Source organism: Tunturiibacter gelidiferens (assembly GCF_014201335.1).
Taxonomy (GTDB): domain Bacteria; phylum Acidobacteriota; class Terriglobia; order Terriglobales; family Acidobacteriaceae; genus Edaphobacter; species Edaphobacter lichenicola_E.
In genome coordinates this window covers 356311-376709 of the sequence record NZ_JACHEB010000003.1, presented here as the reverse complement: position 1 = coordinate 376709, position 20399 = coordinate 356311, and the positions used below count along the sequence as shown (strand labels likewise).

The window sequence follows — 20399 nt, the reverse complement described above, 5'->3', positions numbered from 1 at the left end:
AGCCTCTGTCCAAAAAAGTGGCTGCCTCATTTATCGTGCAACGTCATCCAGATATTTTTTCCGCGCAGAAAACAACAAAACCCGCGTCACTTCTGGTCGCGCACCACGTCAGCATGGTGCTAATTCACCACGTTTCACCACCAGAAAACCATGTTGTCACCACGAATTCACCACAAGCTGCATCGCCTGGAGAAACTCTCATGATTCGAACCCGCGCGCTCGTCCTGGCGGCACTTAGCCTCAGCCTTTTCAGCAGAACAGCTCTCCACGCCCAAACAACAGAGCAGGTTCGCATCGACGCCCACGCCGAAACAACTCCCTTCCCCCACTTCTGGGAACAGACCTTCGGCTCCGGTCGCGCCATCCTCTCCCTGCGGCAGAGCTACCGCGACGATCTCCACACAGTGAAGAACGTAACCGACTTCAAATCAGTCCGTTTCCACGGCATCTTTCTCGATGAAGTCGGCCTCTACGACCCCGACGCAACAACACAAAACCCCGGCCTCCCTCCCGAAAAAGTCCAGGGCGCCGGCATCTACAACTTCTCTTACATCGATCAGATCTACGACGGCCTTCTCGCAAATGGCATCCGCCCCTTCGTCGAACTCAGCTTCATGCCTCGCAAGATGGCAGCCGATCCGAACCAGACACAATCGTTCTTCTACAAACCAGTCGTGTCACCACCCAAGGACTACGCTCTTTGGGACGCAATGATCGCAGCCTTCGCCCTGCACCTCATCGATCGCTACGGCATCGACGAAGTCGCAACCTGGAACTTTGAGGTATGGAATGAGCCAAACCTGGACTTCTGGGGTGGCCGTCCAAACATGCCCACCTACTACGAACTCTACGATCACACCGCACTCGCGCTTAAAAAAGTAAACCAGCGAATTCGTGTGGGCGGCCCATCCACGGCCCAGGCAGGCTACGTTAGTGAATTCCTCCAACACTGCAAAGATCACAACATCCCGGTCGACTTCACCTCAACTCACGTCTATGCGAACGACCTAGCCAAAGATGTCTTTCACACCGACGAACAAATCCCACGTGACGTCATGGTCTATCGCGCAGTAAAAAAAGTACACGACGAGATCGCCGCATCTCCTTATCCCAAAATGCCTCTCATCTTCAGCGAATACAACGCCAGCTATTCGAACGAGCCGGACGTGACTGACACGACATACATGGGACCCTGGCTGGCCAACAACATCCGCCAATGCGACGGCCTCACAGAGTCGATGAGCTACTGGACATTCTCCGACGTCTTTGAAGAACAAGGAGTAGTGCGGACGCCATTCTACGGCGGCTTCGGCCTACTCGCAGCAGACAGCATTCCAAAGCCTTCACTCAACGCATTCGCAATGCTGCACCGCCTTGGAGACCGCAGGATCAAGCTCGATAACGATGACGCCCTCGCCACTAAGTCCACCGACGGTGCAGTCGAAGTTGCCCTCTGGAACTACGCGCCACCATTCGGCATCGGCGCCGCCTACACCCCACCACCCGCAAACAAGGGACTAGATAAAACCTTCAAGGTAACCTTCACAGGGGTTTCGTCAAAAGCAACCGTCGAAGTCTTACGAGTAGATGACGACCACGGAAACGTCGTCAAAGCATTTGACGCGATGGGAAGACCACGTGGAAGCCTCACGCAGGATCAGATAAAAACACTAAGAGCCGCCGGTGCTATGACGCCTGCAGAAAAACTCCGACTCTCAGACGGTCATCTGCAAATCACCGTGCCATCGCATGGACTCGCTCTACTCGTAGTCAAATAAAACACCGCGTCTAAACGAAGGCCGGCATGGTGCGGACCATTTTCAGTGACCCATGCCGACCATCCTTTCTAGGCCCAAGCCTTTTCGACGCGAATATCCGTTCCAGTCCCTCCCCGCTGTTTAGAACGAGGTCACAATGACTAGCCGCCGAAGCCGATCCCTTTCGCTCTCTCTGATTCTTTTCTGTATTGCCTGCCCATGCTTCTCTCAACCTCAGCCAGCCACCAATGAAGTCGTCACCATCGACGCCCACGCAACCACCACTCCGTTCCCTCACTTCTGGGAGCAGATGTTCGGCTCCGGACGCGCCATCCTCACACTGCGCGAAGACTATCGTGAAGACCTTCGCGCAGTAAAAAAAGTAGCCGATTTCCGCTACGTTCGTTTCCACGCAATCCTGCACGACGAGGTCGGTGTCTACAACGAGGACGAGCATGGAAACCCCGTCTACAACTTCGCTTACGTCGACTCCATCTACGACGGCCTGCTCAAAAGCGGCGTCCGCCCCTTCGTCGAAATCAGTTTCATGCCCAAGAAGCTCGCCTTCAACCCAGACGCGCTTCACCCCTTTTGGTATAAACAGAATGTCTCGCCACCAAAGAGCATGGAGCGATGGGATGACCTCATCCAGAACTTCGCCCAGCACCTCGTTGACCGTTACGGCATCGAGGAAGTCTCCCAGTGGTACTTCGAAGTGTGGAATGAACCCAACATCGACTTCTGGAACGGCATCCCTCGACAGGAGTCGTACTTCGATCTCTACGATCACACCACTCGCACACTCAAGTCCGTCAGCCCTCGCCTCCGAGTAGGCGGTCCCGCCACTGCCGCAGCCCAGTGGGTCCCTGAGTTCCTGCAACACACCGCCGAGAACCACGTCCCCGTCGACTTCGTCTCAACCCACGGCTACGCCGACGACACAGTCCACAACATGTTCGGCACCAACGAAGACATCCCGATGGACGACCGCGTAGGCCGAGCTGTCGCGAAAATCCGCGGAGAAATCGACCACTCCCCCACGCCTCATCTCCCCCTCTTCTGGACCGAGTGGAACGTTCCCGGCATGATGGAAGCACGCGACACCATCTACGTTGGCCCGGCGCTGGCCAACACCGTACGTGAGTGCGAGGACAACGTAGACATTCTCTCCTTCTGGACCTTCTCTGACGTCTTCGAGGAAGGCGGTCCCACCAGCACTCCCTTCCGCGGGGACTTTGGCCTGCGCGCCTTCGATGGCATCAACAAACCCAGCTACTACGCCTACGGCCTATTGCACCAGCTCGGCAATCAACGCCTCGCCAACTCCTCCAACAATGTCCTCGTCACCAGAATGGATAACGGAAACCTCGTGATTGCCGTCTGGAATTTGGTAGACCCAGACCAACACAGAGCATCGCGCGAGCTGGACCTCCATCTACAAGGTGTCCCGCAAGACGCGAAGGTAGAGCTTCAACGAGTCGACGACACCCACGGAAATGTATTGCCACGATGGGCCGCGATGGGCAAGCCCAAAAACCCGACTCCCGCACAAGCCGAGCAGCTAAACCGTGAGACTGCATCGCCCGCCCCGGAACAGACCACGCTTCGCGACGGAACGCTCCACCTTAGTCTCACTCAGAACGCCCTGGTCCTGATCCAGGTCGAAAACTCAAAGCATTGAAAGGCTGTGTGAGGTTTGGAATTTGTCGATAAAAAGCAAAAACTTTCCGATGAGAGAAAAATCAGCGCAAATTTATGCATCATATGAGCAGAACAGCAAAGACACAGCAGGCTACAGCAGAATCTCGTCTCGACTGCTAACCCAATTCCAACGGATCAAGGTAGAATCGCAGCAGACCGAGAGGGTTTTTGAAACTAACACCCATCACGAACGGGCCCGTTGAAAGGAAATACTCTCCTGCGTCTCAAACCTGCATTCTGCTAGGCAGAATCCTCGTGTTTCTCACAGCAGTCCTCGTAGCTGTTATGCCGATCACGGAGTACCTCTGGACCTTTGACAAGTTTCTCCGTGGGGGACAGGACTGCGAGTTCGGCCTTCTGGCTCTCGCCGCGATCTTTTGTCTCATCCTCCTGCTCTCCCATCAGCGCAGAGAGATTCTTAGCCTTCTACTCTCGCTTCGACACGCTCTGTCTTCCATCTTCAAACCAGTCGACCCAGCCTCGACATTGGCGCCCCACCTGATCGCGGCGATGCGATCCCGTCTGCTTCCTGACACCCCTCTTCTCATCGTCAACCTCCCCCTCCAAGTCTGATCGGTCTCCGCACGCTCGACTCTCCCTTTTGAGTCACTTACGTCTCTTATCAAAACTGATCCACTTTCCCGTTCAGTCGATCATGGAGAAGCAATGAAGAAATCGGAAGTCATCCACGCATGGGCCAGGATTCTCGCAGGTCGGGCTCCGTCGTTGTCCATAGAAATCACCAAAGAATGCCCTTTGCGCTGCCCAGGTTGTTACGCCTTCGACGCCGCGCACCTCAATGGAAGTACCCAGCTACGCGATCTCTCCGACTTCAAGGGAGACCAGCTCGTCCAAGGAGTTCTCGATCTCCTGGACAAAGAAAAGCCCCTACACGTCTCCCTCGTCGGCGGCGACCCTCTTGTCCGCTATCGAGAGCTCGAACTCCTCCTACCCCAGATCGAAGCCCGTGGCATCCACACCCAGGTCGTCACTAGCGCCTTCCGCGTTATTCCTCCCGAATGGAAGCGGTTTCGAAAACTCAACGTAGTCGTATCCATCGATGGACTTCAACCCGAACACGACGAACGCCGCAAGCCCGCCACCTACGAACGCATCCTCAAAAATATCCAGGACGCCAGAATCACGATCCACAGCACCATCACCGCGCAGATCGCCGATCGCCCCGGGTACCTCGACCAGTTCCTCGAGTTCTGGAGCGCTCAGCCCGCCGTAGCGAAGGTCTGGTTCAGCCTGTTCACTCCGCAGCGCGGTGCCACTGATCCCGAAATCCTCACCCCCACCCAACGAACGGCTACCATCGTCGAATTGCACAAGCTTCGAAAAAAATATCCGGTCCTTGATATGCCGGAAATTGTAATAAATGAAATCTCCTCTCCACCAAAGAGCCCTGAAGAGTGTATCTTCGCTCGAACAACTATGACCGTCTCAGCGGATCTCTCAACCAAGATCACCCCCTGCCAGTTTGGCGGCAACCCTGACTGCGAACAGTGTGGCTGCATCGCATCCATGGGACTGGCAGCGGTCGGCCACCACCGCGTTGTTGGCTCGCTCACTGCCGGTCACCTCTTCATGGCCTCCGCCAAAATCGGTAAAGCCTGGAGAAATCTGCAAACTCCGTCGCCTTCCACTCCGATCATCCAAATAGAACCATCTCCATTCGAAATCCTGTGAGGAAACATGCCCTTTGAAAACCGTAATGGGATTACACTTCATGGCAATGAAAGAGGAACGATGATCGAAGAATGTATCGGCCGACCAGAAGTTGAATTGCGGCGCGAACTGGTCCAGTTCGGTAGATGGCTCTCTCGACTCGGCTTCATGCCAGGGACCTCGGGAAACCTCTCCGTCCGGCTCGATCAGGAGCGCCTGCTGGTCACGCCCACCGGCATGAGCAAGTACCTCATGCGCGCGGCCGACATGGTAATCGTTGACCTCGAGGGACGGCAGCTCGCCGGCTCAAGAAAGGTCACCAGCGAACTCAGCATGCACCTCGCCGTCTACCAAATGAGAGCCGACGTCGAGGCCGTCGTCCACTCCCATCCTCCCATTGCGACCGCGTTCGCCTGCGCCGGCCGCGCCCTCGACGAGATGCTCTGCCAGGAGGCCGTCATGACCCTCGGCTCAGTCCCCCTCGCCCAATACGCCACCACCGGCACCGACGAGGTCGCGGCAAGCCTCAGACCCTTCATCCCCCACCACACCGCCATCCTCATGGCCAATCACGGCGCAGTAGCCTACGGACCCACGCTCCTCGACGCCTTCCTCAAGATGGAAACCGTCGAGCACCTCGCCCACATCCGCCTCGTCGCTCACCAACTGGGTTCCGCGCAAACGCTCAACGACACCCAACTCGAAGATCTCTTTCGCGCAAAACAAAAGTACATTCGCAACGCAACCTAGCAAACGCATACCGCCGAGGCAAACGAGTAATCCTCGGTCCAGACTCACGCATGCGCAAAGTCGATAAATGCATGTTGCGGGTCGGTATGCAGCAGCGTCACCTCGACCGTATCCCCCACATCCAGCCCCCGTTCTCCCCGCACCACCTTACCCTCCACCGGCGGATCGAACACCCGCACATAGGTCCCCTTATCATTCGCCCCGGTGATCACTCCATGGAAGGCCTTCCCCACGCTCCCTGCCAGCGCCACCGCCGCCACTCTCTTCAACATCGCCCGCTCCACTTTGCGCGCGGCAGATTCCCGTTCGTTGCAATGCTTCGCAATCGCGCCAAGCTGTTCATCGCTATAGGGAGCAGCCTCCCCACTCAGCATTGCCTTCACGACCCGTTGCGTCACTAAATCGACAAACCGCCGATTCGGTGCCGTCGAGTGCGAATAGTCCTGCGCCGCCAGTCCGAAATGCCCCTGCTGCTCCTCCTCATCGCCCCGAGCCAACACATACTCCCCCGGCCCCATCAACTTGATGATCGCCAGCGACAGATCCGGATAATGCACCGCATCCGCCTGCCGCTGTGCCTGCAAAAACGCATTCAGCGCACCCGAGTCAGGCTGAGCCGGCAGCACCGTCCCATACCGCCCGACCAGCTCCACAATCCGCGCCCAGCGCTCCGGGGACTTCACCACCCTGCGAATCGACGACCGCTTCGCCGCCCGCAGCGTCCGCGCCATCGTCTCATTCGCAGCGATCATTAACTCTTCAATCAAATCGCTCGCCCGGTTATGAAACGCCGTACCGATTGACTGCACCTTCCCATCCACCACCACCGGATCAGCCTCCACCCGGTTGAACTCCAGCGCCCCCATCTTCACCCGCTGCGCCCGCAACTTCACCGCCGCCTCATCCTGCAGCCGCAGCTGCCCCTGCAACTCCGTAGAAGCAGCCACCTTCGCATCCGGCCCCGCTTTCCCTTCCAGCCACGGCCCCACCTGGCTATAAGCAAGCTGCGCCCTGTTCCGCACCTCCGCCTTATAGATGCTCGTCGCCTGGACCTTTCCCTCTACATCCACCACAAACTCAACCACCATCGCCGCGCGGTCTTCCCCTTCATTCAACGAAGTCAAATCCGTCGAAAGCTCCGTCGGCAGCATCGAGAAGTTCCTCACCGCTGTATACACCGTCTGCGTCTGGTCCGCAGCATGCCGATCAAGCGGCGTATCCTTCCCCACCGATCCCGCCACATCCGCGACTCCCACCTTCACGCGCACTCCATCGCCCACGCGCTCAGCCACCTCAATCTGGTCCAGATCCCGCGACGTATCGTTATCGATCGAAGACCACAGCAACCCGCGGAGATCACGTGTCTCCGCATCAGGCTTTGCTCCCTCAGCTGCGCGAATCGTCGTCAACTGCGCCTCGCTGCCATCAGGAAACTCCGTGTGAAAGCCTTCGCGAACCATCTCAGCAGCAGCAGAAGCAACCAGGTCAAAGGTATGGGTAGACATGCAAGGGAAGCCTACCACGCGAGCAATAACTTCTTATTTCTCCGTGTCTTCAAACGCATAACGCCCCAGCGCAAAAGGCTTTGAAACCGACGGTTTGCTATCCAATGGATACGACGGATAAGGATCCACAGTCCCAGTCGGAAAACCCCAGATCTTCCCACTCCGCAGATCGACGACGACCTTCCCGTAGACCTGCCCCGTACCATCCGGATACCGCAGATTCTGCACCCCCGGCTCAATGTAGAACGCATGCGCCGGGGACGAGTCAGCCGCAACGGGTACAGGAGACACATATGGTCTCGAAGCAATCACAATCAAAGCCATCGCAATCACGGCCAGAAGAGCATTAGTCAGCGCATCTTTCTTCACAATCTTCACAATTACCTCCGCCACAATCACAAATCAGATCGCATCCTTATTCCCATTCTGGACGAGAATCCACGCAAAAAGCCTCAAATTGCGAGAAACAACTTCCACGCGCTTAATAATCGAGACATAGTCGCCGATAGAGCCCTCATGTTCTCAAAACCGATGTTCGCCAACGGAAGATCCTGCCCCCACTGCAACACGGAATCCCTCCACCGCTCACACCGTCGCGGCATTAAGGATCGGTTCTTCAATCTCCTCGCCCTGCGCCGTTCGCTGCACCTGCTGCTGCCAGCGCTTCTACGCCCCGCGAGCCGCTCACGGCCCACACATCCGCCCCATTGCCGGCCCAAGTCGTCTAAACTAGAAGGGACATGATTCCCACCCTCGAATGGCTCCCTACCGGCGTTAATTTCCTCGACCAAACCAAGCTCCCTCTCGAGGAGACCTACGTCCTTGCCACCGACTACAAACAAGTCGCCACCGTCATCCGCGACATGATCGTCCGCGGCGCCCCAGCCATCGGCGTCTCTGCCGCCATGGGCATGGCCATCGGCATCGACCGCAGCACCGCGACCACCCTCCCTGCCCTCACCGAAGAGGTCGCCGTCATCGCAAAGACCCTCGCCGAGACCCGCCCCACCGCCGTCAACCTCTTCTGGGGCATCGAAGAGATCCGCAGTCTCTACGTCGAGCTCGTTGCAAAAAACACCACCATTCCCGATATCAAAGCCGCCGTCGTCGCCAAGGCACGCCGCATGTACGACGAAGACATCGCCGCCTGCAAGCAGATGGGCGCCCACGGCGCATCACTCCTCCCCAAAGAAGGCACCGTCCTCACCCATTGCAACGCCGGAGCCCTTGCCACCTGCGGCTACGGCTCAGCCCTCGGCGTCATTCGTGCCGCGATCGAGCGCGGCCACAAGATCGACGTCTTCGCCGACGAGACCCGTCCCTTCCTCCAGGGAGCCCGCCTCACCGCCTGGGAACTCATGAAGGACAACATCCCCACCACCGTTCTATGCGACAACATGGCCGCCTCCCTCATGCGTCAGGGCCGCATCCAGGCCGTTATCGTCGGAGCTGACCGCATCGCTGCCAACGGCGATGTCGCCAACAAGATCGGCACCTACGGCGTAGCCATCCTCGCCAAAGAACACAACATCCCCTTCTACGTCGCGGCCCCCTGGTCCACCCTCGACCTCGCCACTGCACACGGCGATCTCATCCCCATCGAACAGCGCGCAGCCACTGAGGTCACCCACTCCAACGGCAAGCAGATGACCCCGCACGGAGTAGCCATCGAAAACCCCGCCTTTGACGTCACCCCCGCGAAGTACGTCACCGCCATCATCACCGAGCGCGGCGTCCTCACCGCTCCCTACAACCAATCCATCAAAGCCATAGCCACCCAGTCCGAACCCGAGCTCACAACGGTCTAGCCTCCTCTCCTCCTTCAACTTAGCCGACTGATCTGCCTGGCAAGGCTACTCCGGTTGTGTTCAACTAGGTTGGCACAACCGGAGGGCCCCATGCTGAGCAATACTTCCCTGTTGTTTCTCCTCTTCCTAGCAAATCTCCTCCCGCAATCCTCAGCACAAGCCCCTCAGCCAGCACAAACTCCTCAACCCTCACAGTCCGAAGTAACGACCCTCCGCGCAGGCACTCAGCTCGTCGTCGTAGACGTAGTCGTCACCGACAAAGGCCAGAATCCGATTCGCAACCTGAAGGCGAGCGACTTCGCCCTCCTTGAGGGCGGCAAACCGCAGCAGATCAAATCCTTCGAAGAGCACTCAGTTCAGTCCGCCAAGCCGATTCAACCCATGCCGGTATTTCCTCCCGGCATCTTCTCCAACTACACCCCCGCTCCCACGGGCGGCGCAGTCAACATCCTGCTTCTCGACACACTCAACACCCCAGTCCTCGACCAGATCTATCTTCACGATCAATTCCACAAATATCTGAAGACCTCTACACCCGGCGCTCCCATGGCGATCTTCGGCCTCACCACCAGGCTCTGGATGCTGCAAAGCTTCACCTCAGATCCGGAGCTCCTGAAGGCCGCTATCAACAACAAGAACATCAAAAACTCGCCGCTCATCGACCGTGTCTCAGGCGGTAACAGCACTCAACTCGCCGATCAGCTGACAGAGGCTTCCAACGACGCCAAAGGTGACGGTCTTAGCGCCATCGACCCCTACCTCATCGCCTTGATAAAGCAATTTGATACTGAAATATCCTCGAATCAGCTGCAGCTCCGCGTCAAATACACCCTGGACGCCATCAATGAGCTAGCCCGCTATCTCGCCGGCATTCCCGGTCGTAAAAACCTCATTTGGTTCTCAGGTTCTTTCCCCCTCGATATCCTTCCTGACCCGACTCTCCTTTATCCTCTCAACGTCGTAGGCAGCTCGGAAGACGAGTATCGCGAGACCACAAATCTCCTTACTCACGCCCAGGTTGCCGTATATCCCATCGACGTCCGCGGAGCCATGACCTCTCCCAACATGGACGTCTCTCAATCCACAGAGATCTACGTCGACGATCCCACACGCTTCGGCGCCGACCAGATCAAATTCCATCAGGAGACTGCCCTCGAGAATCTCACCATGACTCGAATGGCCGATGACAGTGGAGGCCACGCCTTCATCAACGACAACGATTTGGCCGACGCGGTCAACAAAGCCGTTGCTGCCGGCTCGCACTACTACACTCTCACCTACTCCCCGTCCGACACCAATTGGAATGGCAACTTCCGCAAAATCCAGGTCAAACTCCAGCAATCAGGCGTCACCCTCGCCTATCGCCGCGGCTACTACGCCAATGACCCCAACGGACCCAGCGTAGCCACGCACCTCGCCAGCAAAACCAGAAAAGACTCCGCCACCGCAGCCCCCCGCACCGACCCAATGCACGTCGCCATGATGCGTGGCGCCCCTCAACCTACCGAGATCACCCTCAAAGCCCGTGTCCTCCCCGCCAGCACTCAACCGGAGACTGAGCTAGCCAAAGACAACACTCTCAATCCATCCTCCGATGTAAAAGGCCCCTACCGCCGCTACGCCATCGACATCGCTGCCGACCCCTCTTCCATCAGCATCCAGCGCGCCCCCGATGGCAACTACCACGCCCTTCTCCAGTTCCTGACCTACGTCTACGATCAAGACGGCAGCCTCATCAACGTCGTAAGCAACCCGGTCCGCGCCACCTACTCACCAACCGTCTATCGTCAAATCCTCCACACTGGCATCCCCTATCACGTGGAGATCAGCGTCCCCATCAAAGGCCCCTACTTCATCCGTATAGGACTGCACGACCTCGCCACCAACCACATCGGAGCCTTTGAAGTCCCTGTCGACGCCATCAAAAACCTGCCCCCCGTCGCAACCACCGCATCCACCGAGCCACCTGCGCCAGCGAAAAAATAGCTCCGCCCCACCCTGAAATCCGCTTTGCCGCAGTCAATATCCTCATGCGCTCCACTGCGCTCCCGCAAATCCATCCCCACCAGGATGGCACCAAACCAGTCACGCACTTATCCTTGTACTAGACACGTCGCGTGAGACATCCCCTCCTCAATCCGCATACCCATTCCCTTCTGCGCGGCAGCCTCCTCGTTCTCTTCAGTCTCGCCGTCGCTCTTCGCCTCTCCGACTTCCCCCACAACCACGGCACCCCCCTCCTCGTCCTCCCCGCCCTCTTCGCCGTCGCGGGCACAGCCGACACCGTCCGTTGCATGCAACGCCGTTGGAGCTTCTATCACGCCGGCGTCATCCTCTGCATCTACATGGACCTCATGGCCCTCTGCATGATCCTCTTCTTCCTCCTCTACCCTTACGCCCGCTGGATCGCATCCTCCCAATAAGCGGTCTTCCCCACAACCACTCTGTTCACCTCATCAACCAACCGCCCCATCTCCTAAAACACTCTGCGATATACTCGCCGCACCGGACTAGCCGTGACTACCGGCACAATTGACCAGGAGACTGACCACATGTTCAAAGGATTCCGCGATTTCATTTTGCGTGGCAACGTCATTGATCTTGCTGTCGCTGTCATCATCGGAGCCGCATTCACGGCCATCGTCACCTCGCTGACTGAAAAGATCATCAATCCGCTCCTCGGCGCCGTCATCGGCAAGCCCAACTTCGGCTATCTCGTCGGCCACATGAACGGCGGAGAAATCCGCTACGGCGACTTCCTCACCGCCATCGTCAACTTCATCCTCATCGCTGGCGTCGTCTACTTCTTCCTCGTAATCCCAACCCAGTACCTGCTTAAAAAATTCCACCCCGCAGTAGTCACTCCTCCGGCCACCAAACCCTGCCCGCAGTGCCTTGGCGACATCCCCGTAGCCGCCACCCGCTGCAAGTTCTGCACCCAACCCGTATAGCTCTCGAAACCATGGGGCAGCCGTCGAACGCTACTTCAACGTGGCTCGCGAGGCACCATCATGCCCATATAAAAATTAGATGGGCTCATAAACGCCAGCGAATCAACGACAACAAGGATCAAACACCCTCCTTTTGAACCAAAACCAGTGCAGGTCACGGTTGACATCTCAGGTAGTCAATAGGCGAATATAAAGCGAAGATATGCCGACCGCTGCCGCTTTACGACTCCAAATCGAAACCGCCCTGGCCCACCGGATTCCTTCCTCGCTATCGCCGGCACCCCGGACCATTCGCCCACTCGCGCCTACCGGCATCTTCACTGTCGACAACCTCTTGCAAGGTGGCCTCCCACTCGGTGCCATCACCGAGATCATCGGCTCTGAGTGTTCAGGCCGCACATCTTTCGCGCTCTCCTTTACAGCTCAAATCACACAGACAGGCAAAGTATGCGCCTGGGTCGATGTCTCAAACGCACTATCTCCCGAATCCGCATCCGCCATAGGAATCGATTTGAATAGACTCCTATGGGTGCGTTGTGGAGTTACAAATCCAATCACACCACTATCCTCGCAAATAAGCTTTTCCCTCCCCCCGAAATATCTGATCGTTCCACCAGTAAAGAAAGGTCTCCACGGCGGAGGTTTTGGCCCTCACCCACGCGGCGAAGTCAAAGGACTCTCCACCGCTGTCAGTGGTCTCTTGCGGCCAGAAGCAATTGCGCCAAGATGTGCCGAGCCACAACGCAGAACAAAGGTCGAAAAAGAAATCTTTGAACCGAACCCACCACAGTCGATCAGGAGCATACAAAGAACACTCACTCCGCGAAAGTCATGGTTCAAACCCTGGTCAAAGATCGATCAGGCACTCCGCGTAACCGACCTGCTCCTTCAAGCAGGGGGATTCAGCGCGATCGTGTTGGATCTCGGCAGCATCGCTCCGGAGTTCGCCTCGCGCATTCCCCTGGCAACATGGTTCCGGTACCGCGCCGCTGCCGAGCGAAGCCAGGCAAGCATCCTTCTCCTCACCCAGCACGCATGTGCGAAGAGCAGCGCTGGCCTCGTCCTCCGCCTGCAACCTGCCATTGCACTACACGACGAACCCACCGTCTTCACCGGCATCGAGCATCGCGTCGAAGTAGCGCGAGAACGTTTCACTCCAACCAACGTCGTTCCCATGCGAAAGCAGCCGCAAAGCGACAGAAGCGCCAGTTGGCACAGCAGAACCGCATGGGCAGGTCAACGATGACCAGGCCAGCAGAGCTATACGCGTGTCTCTACGCAAAAGAACTTCCCGCTCAGGCCATGCTGCGTCTGCGTCCACAACTCCGCGAAAGACCATTCGTGGTGATGCAAGGCGAAGCGCCTCTGCAGCAAGTCTGTTCTCTCAACACGAAGGCACGCGCGCTCGGCGTAGCTCACGGCATGACAAAGGTCGAGATCGATACATTCCCATCAGTCACAGTGCTGCCTCGCTCACACGCCGAAGAACAAACAGCAAAGTCAGCTTTACTAGAATGCGCAGGCACATTTTCTCCCCGCATCGAAGATCGCAGCGATGACACCTCTCTTCTCCTCGTGATCGACATCGCCGGAACCGAAAGACTGCTGGGCTCTCCTTCAAAGATGGGGAAAACACTTCTGCACCAGGTGAAATTATTTGGCATCACGGCATGCCTTGCCATAGCCAGCAACTTTCATGCTGCCATCTGCCTCGCACGCAGCATGTCACCGTCAAACCAGGTAGCCATTACTACATCTGGACAAGAGGGCCTGGCCCTCGCCCGCCTGCCCCTCACGGTCCTGGATCTTCCTGAAAAATACGCCGAAACATTTTCACTCTGGGGCATTCACACCCTTGGGATGCTCGCCGAGTTGCCAGAGAAAGCTCTCGTTTCACGAATGGGACAGGAAGGCCGACGCCTTCGCCTCCTGGCACGTGGCGAGCTCAATCACCTCTTCATACCACTCGAAGCTGCCTTCACCCTCGAAGAACACATGGAACTTGATACGCCCATAGAACTACTCGATTCCCTTCTCTTTGTCGTAGGCGTTTTACTGAAGCAACTGATCCTGCGAACAACCACACGCGTACTAGCCCTCGCCTCTGTCACCATCACCCTCTCACTCGAAGACGCCACCTCGCATACCCGCACCGTCAGGCCCGCTCTACCCACAAACAATCGCCAGCTCTGGATCAAACTCCTCCACCTCGACCTCGAAGACCACCCTCCACAAGCTGCAATCCTCGCGCTCTCACTCACTGCCGAACCCGGCAGCACCAGCAAAGTTCAGCTCGGCCTCTTCTCGCCACAACTCCCTGAACCAATGCGTCTCGATGTAACCCTGGCCCGCATTCGGGCCATCGTCGGAGAAGATTGCGTAGGCCGCGCCATGCTCAAAGACACACATCAGAGAGACGGATTTACCATCGAACCCTTCACGATCCCTTCAGAATCAAGCACAGAAGTCACCTCCACCCAGCCGCGCGTTGCTATCCGCCAGCTTCGCCCCCCAGAGAACATCTCTCTCACTCTGATCGGCCACCAACCCAAAGCATTCTTCTTTCGCGAAAAGCAGTACACCGTAGAACGAGCCTATGGCCCTTGGCTTACTGGCGGCGACTGGTGGGCACCCACGCTCTGGGGCAACGAACAATGGGATCTCATCGCACGTTCCCGCGATGGCGAACTACTAGGATGCTGCCTCCTGCGTGACCTGACGCAAAACTCCTGGCAGATGGCGGCGCTCTATGACTGACTGCTACATCGAGCTGCACGCAGCCAGCGCGTTCAGCTTCCTCGAAGGCGCCTCCGATCCCGAACAACTTATCAAGCGTGCCGTCGAACTCGAGATGCCCGCAATGGCGCTCCTTGATCGCAATGGAGTCTACGGCTCCGCCCGCTTCCACACCAGCGCAAAACGAAACGGAGTTCAGGCCCACATCGGTGCAGAGATCGCCGTCTCAGGCTTCCCCTCCCGCCTCACACCTCCCGTATGGCTCCCGCACCAGCACCTCGCAGATCCCTCCCGCTTGCCTTTGCTCTGCGAATCTCGCATCGGCTACCAGAACCTCTGTCAGCTCATCACGCACTTCAAAATGCGGGAGAGCACCAAGTGCGAAGGCGTAGCCACAGATCAAGACCTCCAACAATACGCCTCAGGCCTCATCTGCCTCACCGGTGGAGACGAAGGTCCACTCGCTGCAGCCCTCGCCACAGGAGGCGAAGAGGCCGGTCGCAAAACCGTAGAGAAACTCGTAAGAATCTTCGGCCCAAAAAACGTCTACGTTGAACTGCAACGCCACCACGAACGCGAAGCCGAGTGGCGCAATCAGGCCGCAGTACGCATCGCAAACTCTCTCGACCTGCCCGTGCTGGCAACCAATGGCGTCCGCTACGCCACAGCATACGACCGGGAGATTCTGGACATCTTCACCGCCGTCCGTCATCACACCGATCTCGACCACGCAGGCCGTCTTCTCTTGCTCAACAGCCAACGCCATCTCCGCACCGCCCGCGAGATGATCTCACTCTTCCGCGACATTCCCCACGCAACCGACAACACAGCAGAGCTCTCCTCCCGCCTCAACTTCGAGCTGGACGATTTAGGTTACAAATTCCCCGAATACTCAGTCCCCGAAGGCGACACCATGGACAGCTTCCTGAAGAAGCGCGTCGCAGAAGGAGTCCTCCGCCGTTACAGCCCAAAAAATAATCCCGACCTGCTTGAGCAAGCAAAAAAACAAGTCGAACACGAACTGGCTCTCATCGCAAAGTTAGGCTTCGCCGGATACTTCCTCATTGTCTGGGACATAGTAAATTTCTGCAAACGCAACGGCATCCTTATCCAGGGACGAGGGAGTGCAGCAAACTCAGCCGTCTGCTACGCCCTCGAAATCACAGCCATCGACCCCGTCGGAATGGAGCTCCTCTTCGAGCGCTTCCTCAGCGAAAACCGCGGCGAGTGGCCCGACATCGACCTCGACCTCCCCTCCGAAGACAAGCGCGAACAGGCAATCCAGTACGTCTATCAACGCTATGGCGAGCTAGGCGCCGCCATGACTGCCAACGTTATCACCTACCGCGGCAAATCCGCAGCCCGCGAAGTCGGCAAAGCCATGGGCTTCGATCAGGATTCACTCAGCCGCCTCACCAGCCTCGTCAGTCAGTGGGAGTGGCGCGGCAAAACCGACACCATGGCCCACTCCTTCCATCACGCCGGCTTCGATCTCAAGCACCCGCGCATCGCCAAATATCTCGAGCTCTCCATGCGCATTCAAAGCCTCCCGCGCCACCTGGGTCAGCACTCAGGAGGTATGGTCATCTGCCAGGGCCAGCTCAACCGCGTCGTCCCGCTCGAACGCGCCTCCATGCCCGGCCGCACCGTCGTTCAATGGGACAAAGAAGACTGCGTCGATCTCCACATCATCAAAGTCGATCTACTCGGACTCGGCATGATGGCCGTCCTCAAAGACTGCCTCGAGCTGATCCCCCAACACTACGGCGACAAAGTAGACCTCGCCCAACTCCCGGAAGACGAAGACGTCTACAAGACCCTCCAGCAAGCAGACACCGTCGGCATGTTTCAAGTCGAGAGCCACGCCCAGATGGCCTCGCTCCCAAGAAACAAACCCGAAGAGTTTTATGATGTCGTCGTTCAGGTAGCCATTATTCGCCCCGGCCCCATCGTCGGCAAAATGATGCATCCCTACATGCGCCGCCGCCAGAAAAAGGAACTAGTCACCTATCCACATCCATCGCTAGAAGATGTTCTCAAACGCACCTTAGGCGTTCCCCTCTTTCAGGAACAGCTCCTCCGAATGGCCATGACAGTCGCCAACTTCACCGGCGCTGAAGCAGAAGAACTCCGCCGCGCCGTAGGAATGCGTCGCTCCTGGGAGCGCATGAACAAACTCGAAGCCAACCTCCGCGCCGGAATGACTGCCAACAACATCGACGCAAAGACACAAACCACAATCATCGAAAACATCAGCTCTTTCGCGCTCTACGGCTTTCCCGAGTCGCACGCCGCCAGCTTCGCCCTCATCGCCTACGCCTCGGCCTACTTCAAAGTGAAGTACCTCGCCGCCTTCACCTGCGCCATCCTCAACAATCAACCGATGGGCTTCTACATGCCAGCAGTCTTGGTAAAGGACGCACAACGCCACGGCCTGCGCATAAAGCCGATCGACATACAAAGATCAAACTGGCCCTGCACCATCGAACAAGAACCCGATGGCACACTCTCTCTACGAATGGGCCTGGGCTACGCAAGAGGCCTGCGAAAGCAAGCAGGCGAAGCCATCGCAGCAGCCCGAGCCCAGGACGGTCGATTCCTCTCCACCGAAGATCTCGCTCTGCGCATTACAGCGCTCAACCGAAAAGAGCTAATCATCCTCGCCCGCATCGGGGCACTCAACAAACTCGACGGAATCAATCATCGCCGCGACGCCCTCTGGCAGGTAGAGCGTGCCGGCAAGCTGGAGGGTCCTCTCCTTCGACAAGATCGCGCATCGCTGCAGGAAGACTCTGAGGCTCTTCCCTTGCAACAAATGAACACAGAAGAGCGCCTAATCGCTGACTACGCAGGCACAGGTCTCACCGTCGGTAGACATCCAATGCACTACCGCCGCGCTGAGTTGCACCATCAACACATACTCTCCGCAGCCGAACTAAAGTCCCGCAACGACGGCGAACACGTCCGCACTGCCGGTTGCATCATTGCCCGCCAACGTCCCGGCACAGCAAAAGGATTCATCTTCCTCTCCATGGAAGACGAGACCGGAATAGCCAACGTCATCATCACTCCAGACCTTTACGAGCGCGAGCGCATCTTAGTCACGCGCTGCAAATTCCTCATGGCCGAAGGGCCGCTACAAAATCAAGACGGAGTCATTCACGTAAAAGCCCTGCATCTCATGGCTCTTTCTGACAGTGCTCTCGAACTTCGCTCCCACGACTTCCACTAAATTTTCCATCCCCCCGGCATTTTCACGTGGCATTCATACCGCATTAACACTTCCTTGCATCAAGGCTAACTACGGAGGTGACGCGACATGGCCACAGCAATCGACACCAGAAAAGATGATTTTTCTGAGATGGATAACGCCGGAATCTCCAAAGAGCATTGGAAGATCATGTTCATCTCAGGTATGGGCTTCTTACTGACGCCTATGACCTGTTCATCATCGGCGTCTGCATGGCTCTCATCAAACCCATCTGGCACGTCGGCAAAGTCGAAGAGGGCCTTGTCGAATCAACCGCTCTACTAGCCTCCGCCATCGGTGCCCTGCTCTTTGTCCGCGTCGCCGACATGCTTGGCCGCAAACGCATCTACGGCGTCGAAGTACTCGTCCTCGCTGCTGGCGCCATCGCCTGCGCCTTCTCTCCAAACATCTGGTAGCTCATCGGCTTCCGCTTCATCCTCGGCATCGGCATCGGCGGAGACTATCCCGTTTTCAGCCACCATCATGAGCGAGTACTCCGGCAAAGCGCACCGTGGCATGCTCGTCAGCCTTGTCTTCTCTATGCAGGCAGCAGGACTCATTGTCGGCCCGCTACTCGCAGCCACTCTCCTCTCCACCCACATCTCCCACGACATCACCTGGCGGATCCTCGTTGCTTTCGGAGCACTACCCGCCCTAGCTGTCTACTGGTCCCGCCGACATCTCAAAGAGACTCCGAGCTTTCTCAAAGCCGCCGGTCACGAAGAAGGTGGATCCGGAAAACTCAAACCCGCCGGACAATACGACAAGAAGACCCACTCTGTCTCCTTCTGGGACGGCTTCCACCGCCTCATCGACAACAAGATGATTCTCTCCCGCCTTATAGGAGCCAGCGTCGCCTGGTTCCTCATGGACTTCGCCTACTACGGCAACACCGTCTCAAGCCCGCTCGTACTCTCGGCCCTGAACGGCGATCACACCATCCTGCAAAAGACCATCACGCAACTCGGCATCTTCGCCCTCTTTGCCGCGCCCGGTTACGCTGTCGCCGCACTCACCATGGACAAGCTCGGACGCAAAATCATCCAGATTCTCGGCTTCGGCATGATGGCCATCACCTTTGGCCTTCTCGCCGCAATCCCGAACATCGAAAAACTGGTCTATCCCTTCCTCATCATCTACGGCCTCAGCTACTTCTTCACTGAGTTCGGCCCCAACGCCACCACCTTCGTCTATCCGTCAGAGATCTTCCCCGTCAAAGTCAGAACCACCGGCCACGGCATCGCCGCAGCCATGGGCAAAATAGGTGGCTTCCTCAGCGTCTTCACCTCCCCTTCTTCATGCACTGGCACGGCCTACCCGCCGCCGAAGGCGCAGCAGCAATCGTCAGCGTTCTCGGCCTCGTCACCATCTTCCTGCTCCCCGAAACCAAAGGAAAAAGCCTTGAAGAACTCTCGGAGGAACCATCAACACCCATCGAGAAAGCCGCCGCGTAAAAATAAAAACAACATTACGGAGGGTACTCAGTTAGTTACTGCATCTCACTAAAACTCTTTCGAACTCGGCCGATAGGTGGATAACAATGCCCTAACGGTCGCAAATCGAGAGTCGAGGTGCAGTATGCCATCTACTAACTACTTCGATGAGCTCTACGGTGTCACGGAACAACAAGCCCTCAACTTCTGGGCCGCAAATCTCCATGAAGCCATGGGGAGTCGATTTTGGTCCCAGATCTGCGACTCTACTGGCGTTTACCTGGCAAGCGTCCTCGGCCACTTTTGCCTGCAATCCATCGATCGGAGTGAGGTCCTCTCTCCCGAATACAACCCAGACGATCAGGAGTTCCGTCAGTTTGCAGACCTCACGCAAATCGCCGAGATGAGGATGCGCCAACTCACCAGCGCGATGAACCCTCTCTGGATGGAGTCCGCCGGAGCCCACATTCTTCTCTACGCCGGATTCTTTCAAGCCCAGAACAAGCACCGTCACAATATTGCGTTCTATTCAGCCATGGGCCGGGACTGCTACCTGATGGCGGCCGTGGGAAAGAGAGAGAAGATCATGAAACTGATGGCAGCTGGTTTCAGTCAATACCTCCTCCACCTAGCCAACCTCCAGCAGCATCTGCAGGACAGCAGATACCTCATAAGAATGGACAACTAACTTGATGGAACCCCGGACGAAGCCGGTATACAAGTCGCGAAGTGACCGCCGCCCGCGCGGAGCGAATTGCAATTTGGCATTAGTCCTTCCCGGCATGAAACAATAGACCTCGTGCCAATTGGCGAATTCAGGGGAACTACGTTTTGCTT

The 20399-nt window shown here is 57.2% G+C and carries 17 protein-coding genes; 15 read left to right on the top strand and 2 right to left on the bottom strand.

Going from position 1 to position 20399, the window contains the following annotated elements; translation table 11 throughout:
* The first annotated feature begins 200 nt into the window (after positions 1-200).
* The 5 genes from HDF14_RS07725 (at position 201) to HDF14_RS07705 (ending at position 5879) form a co-directional block, all read left to right on the top strand.
* Entirely contained in the window at positions 201-1778 is a 1578-nt protein-coding gene (locus tag HDF14_RS07725) for a GH39 family glycosyl hydrolase (RefSeq protein ID WP_183975172.1), read from the top strand.
* A 136-nt stretch (positions 1779-1914) separates the two neighbouring features.
* Positions 1915-3438, top strand: a complete 1524-nt coding sequence (locus HDF14_RS07720; RefSeq protein ID WP_183975170.1) for a GH39 family glycosyl hydrolase — start codon at positions 1915-1917, stop codon at positions 3436-3438.
* A 275-nt stretch (positions 3439-3713) separates the two neighbouring features.
* Positions 3714-4031 (top strand): hypothetical protein, encoded by a 318-nt coding sequence (locus HDF14_RS07715; RefSeq protein ID WP_183975168.1) that lies wholly within the window; start codon positions 3714-3716, stop codon positions 4029-4031.
* Between the two features lie 93 nt (positions 4032-4124).
* Positions 4125-5150, top strand: coding sequence for a radical SAM protein (locus tag HDF14_RS07710; protein ID WP_183975167.1), 1026 nt, complete (start codon positions 4125-4127; stop codon positions 5148-5150).
* A 60-nt stretch (positions 5151-5210) separates the two neighbouring features.
* Entirely contained in the window at positions 5211-5879 is a 669-nt protein-coding gene (locus HDF14_RS07705; protein ID WP_260698107.1) for a class II aldolase/adducin family protein, read from the top strand.
* Positions 5880-5923: 44 nt separating this feature from the next.
* On the opposite strand, the gene HDF14_RS07700 is transcribed toward HDF14_RS07705, so the two are convergent.
* Entirely contained in the window at positions 5924-7384 is a 1461-nt protein-coding gene (locus HDF14_RS07700; RefSeq protein ID WP_183975165.1) for an RNB domain-containing ribonuclease, read from the bottom strand.
* Positions 7385-7417: 33 nt separating this feature from the next.
* Positions 7418-7762, bottom strand: coding sequence for a hypothetical protein (locus tag HDF14_RS07695; RefSeq protein ID WP_313899512.1), 345 nt, complete (start codon positions 7760-7762; stop codon positions 7418-7420).
* Between the two features lie 362 nt (positions 7763-8124).
* Between HDF14_RS07695 and mtnA the strand changes: the two genes are divergently transcribed.
* The 10 genes from mtnA (at position 8125) to HDF14_RS07645 (ending at position 20250) form a co-directional block, all read left to right on the top strand.
* On the top strand, positions 8125-9192 hold the full coding sequence (gene mtnA / locus HDF14_RS07690; RefSeq protein WP_183975163.1) for an S-methyl-5-thioribose-1-phosphate isomerase: 1068 nt from the start codon (positions 8125-8127) through the stop codon (positions 9190-9192).
* 90 nt (positions 9193-9282) lie between these two features.
* Positions 9283-11178, top strand: a complete 1896-nt coding sequence (locus tag HDF14_RS07685) for a VWA domain-containing protein (RefSeq protein ID WP_183975161.1) — start codon at positions 9283-9285, stop codon at positions 11176-11178.
* Between the two features lie 131 nt (positions 11179-11309).
* On the top strand, positions 11310-11615 hold the full coding sequence (locus tag HDF14_RS07680; protein WP_183975160.1) for a permease: 306 nt from the start codon (positions 11310-11312) through the stop codon (positions 11613-11615).
* Between the two features lie 129 nt (positions 11616-11744).
* Positions 11745-12143 (top strand): large conductance mechanosensitive channel protein MscL, encoded by a 399-nt coding sequence (gene mscL / locus HDF14_RS07675; protein ID WP_183975159.1) that lies wholly within the window; start codon positions 11745-11747, stop codon positions 12141-12143.
* A 202-nt stretch (positions 12144-12345) separates the two neighbouring features.
* Positions 12346-13389: an ATPase domain-containing protein gene (locus HDF14_RS07670; protein ID WP_183975158.1), complete on the top strand. Its 1044-nt coding sequence runs from the start codon at positions 12346-12348 to the stop codon at positions 13387-13389.
* Positions 13386-14900 (top strand): DNA polymerase Y family protein, encoded by a 1515-nt coding sequence (locus tag HDF14_RS07665; RefSeq protein WP_183975157.1) that lies wholly within the window; start codon positions 13386-13388, stop codon positions 14898-14900. The genes HDF14_RS07670 and HDF14_RS07665 overlap by 4 nt, the downstream gene beginning before the upstream one ends.
* Positions 14893-18111, top strand: coding sequence for a DNA polymerase III subunit alpha (locus tag HDF14_RS07660; RefSeq protein ID WP_183975156.1), 3219 nt, complete (start codon positions 14893-14895; stop codon positions 18109-18111). The genes HDF14_RS07665 and HDF14_RS07660 overlap by 8 nt, the downstream gene beginning before the upstream one ends.
* Before the next feature lie 158 nt (positions 18112-18269).
* Entirely contained in the window at positions 18270-18545 is a 276-nt protein-coding gene (locus HDF14_RS07655; RefSeq protein WP_183975155.1) for an MFS transporter, read from the top strand.
* Positions 18427-19635, top strand: a complete 1209-nt coding sequence (locus HDF14_RS07650) for an MFS transporter (RefSeq protein WP_313899511.1) — start codon at positions 18427-18429, stop codon at positions 19633-19635. Before HDF14_RS07655 ends, HDF14_RS07650 begins: the two co-directional genes overlap by 119 nt.
* A gap of 72 nt (positions 19636-19707) precedes the next feature.
* Positions 19708-20250 (top strand): hypothetical protein, encoded by a 543-nt coding sequence (locus tag HDF14_RS07645; RefSeq protein ID WP_183975153.1) that lies wholly within the window; start codon positions 19708-19710, stop codon positions 20248-20250.
* Positions 20251-20399: the final 149 nt, after the last annotated feature.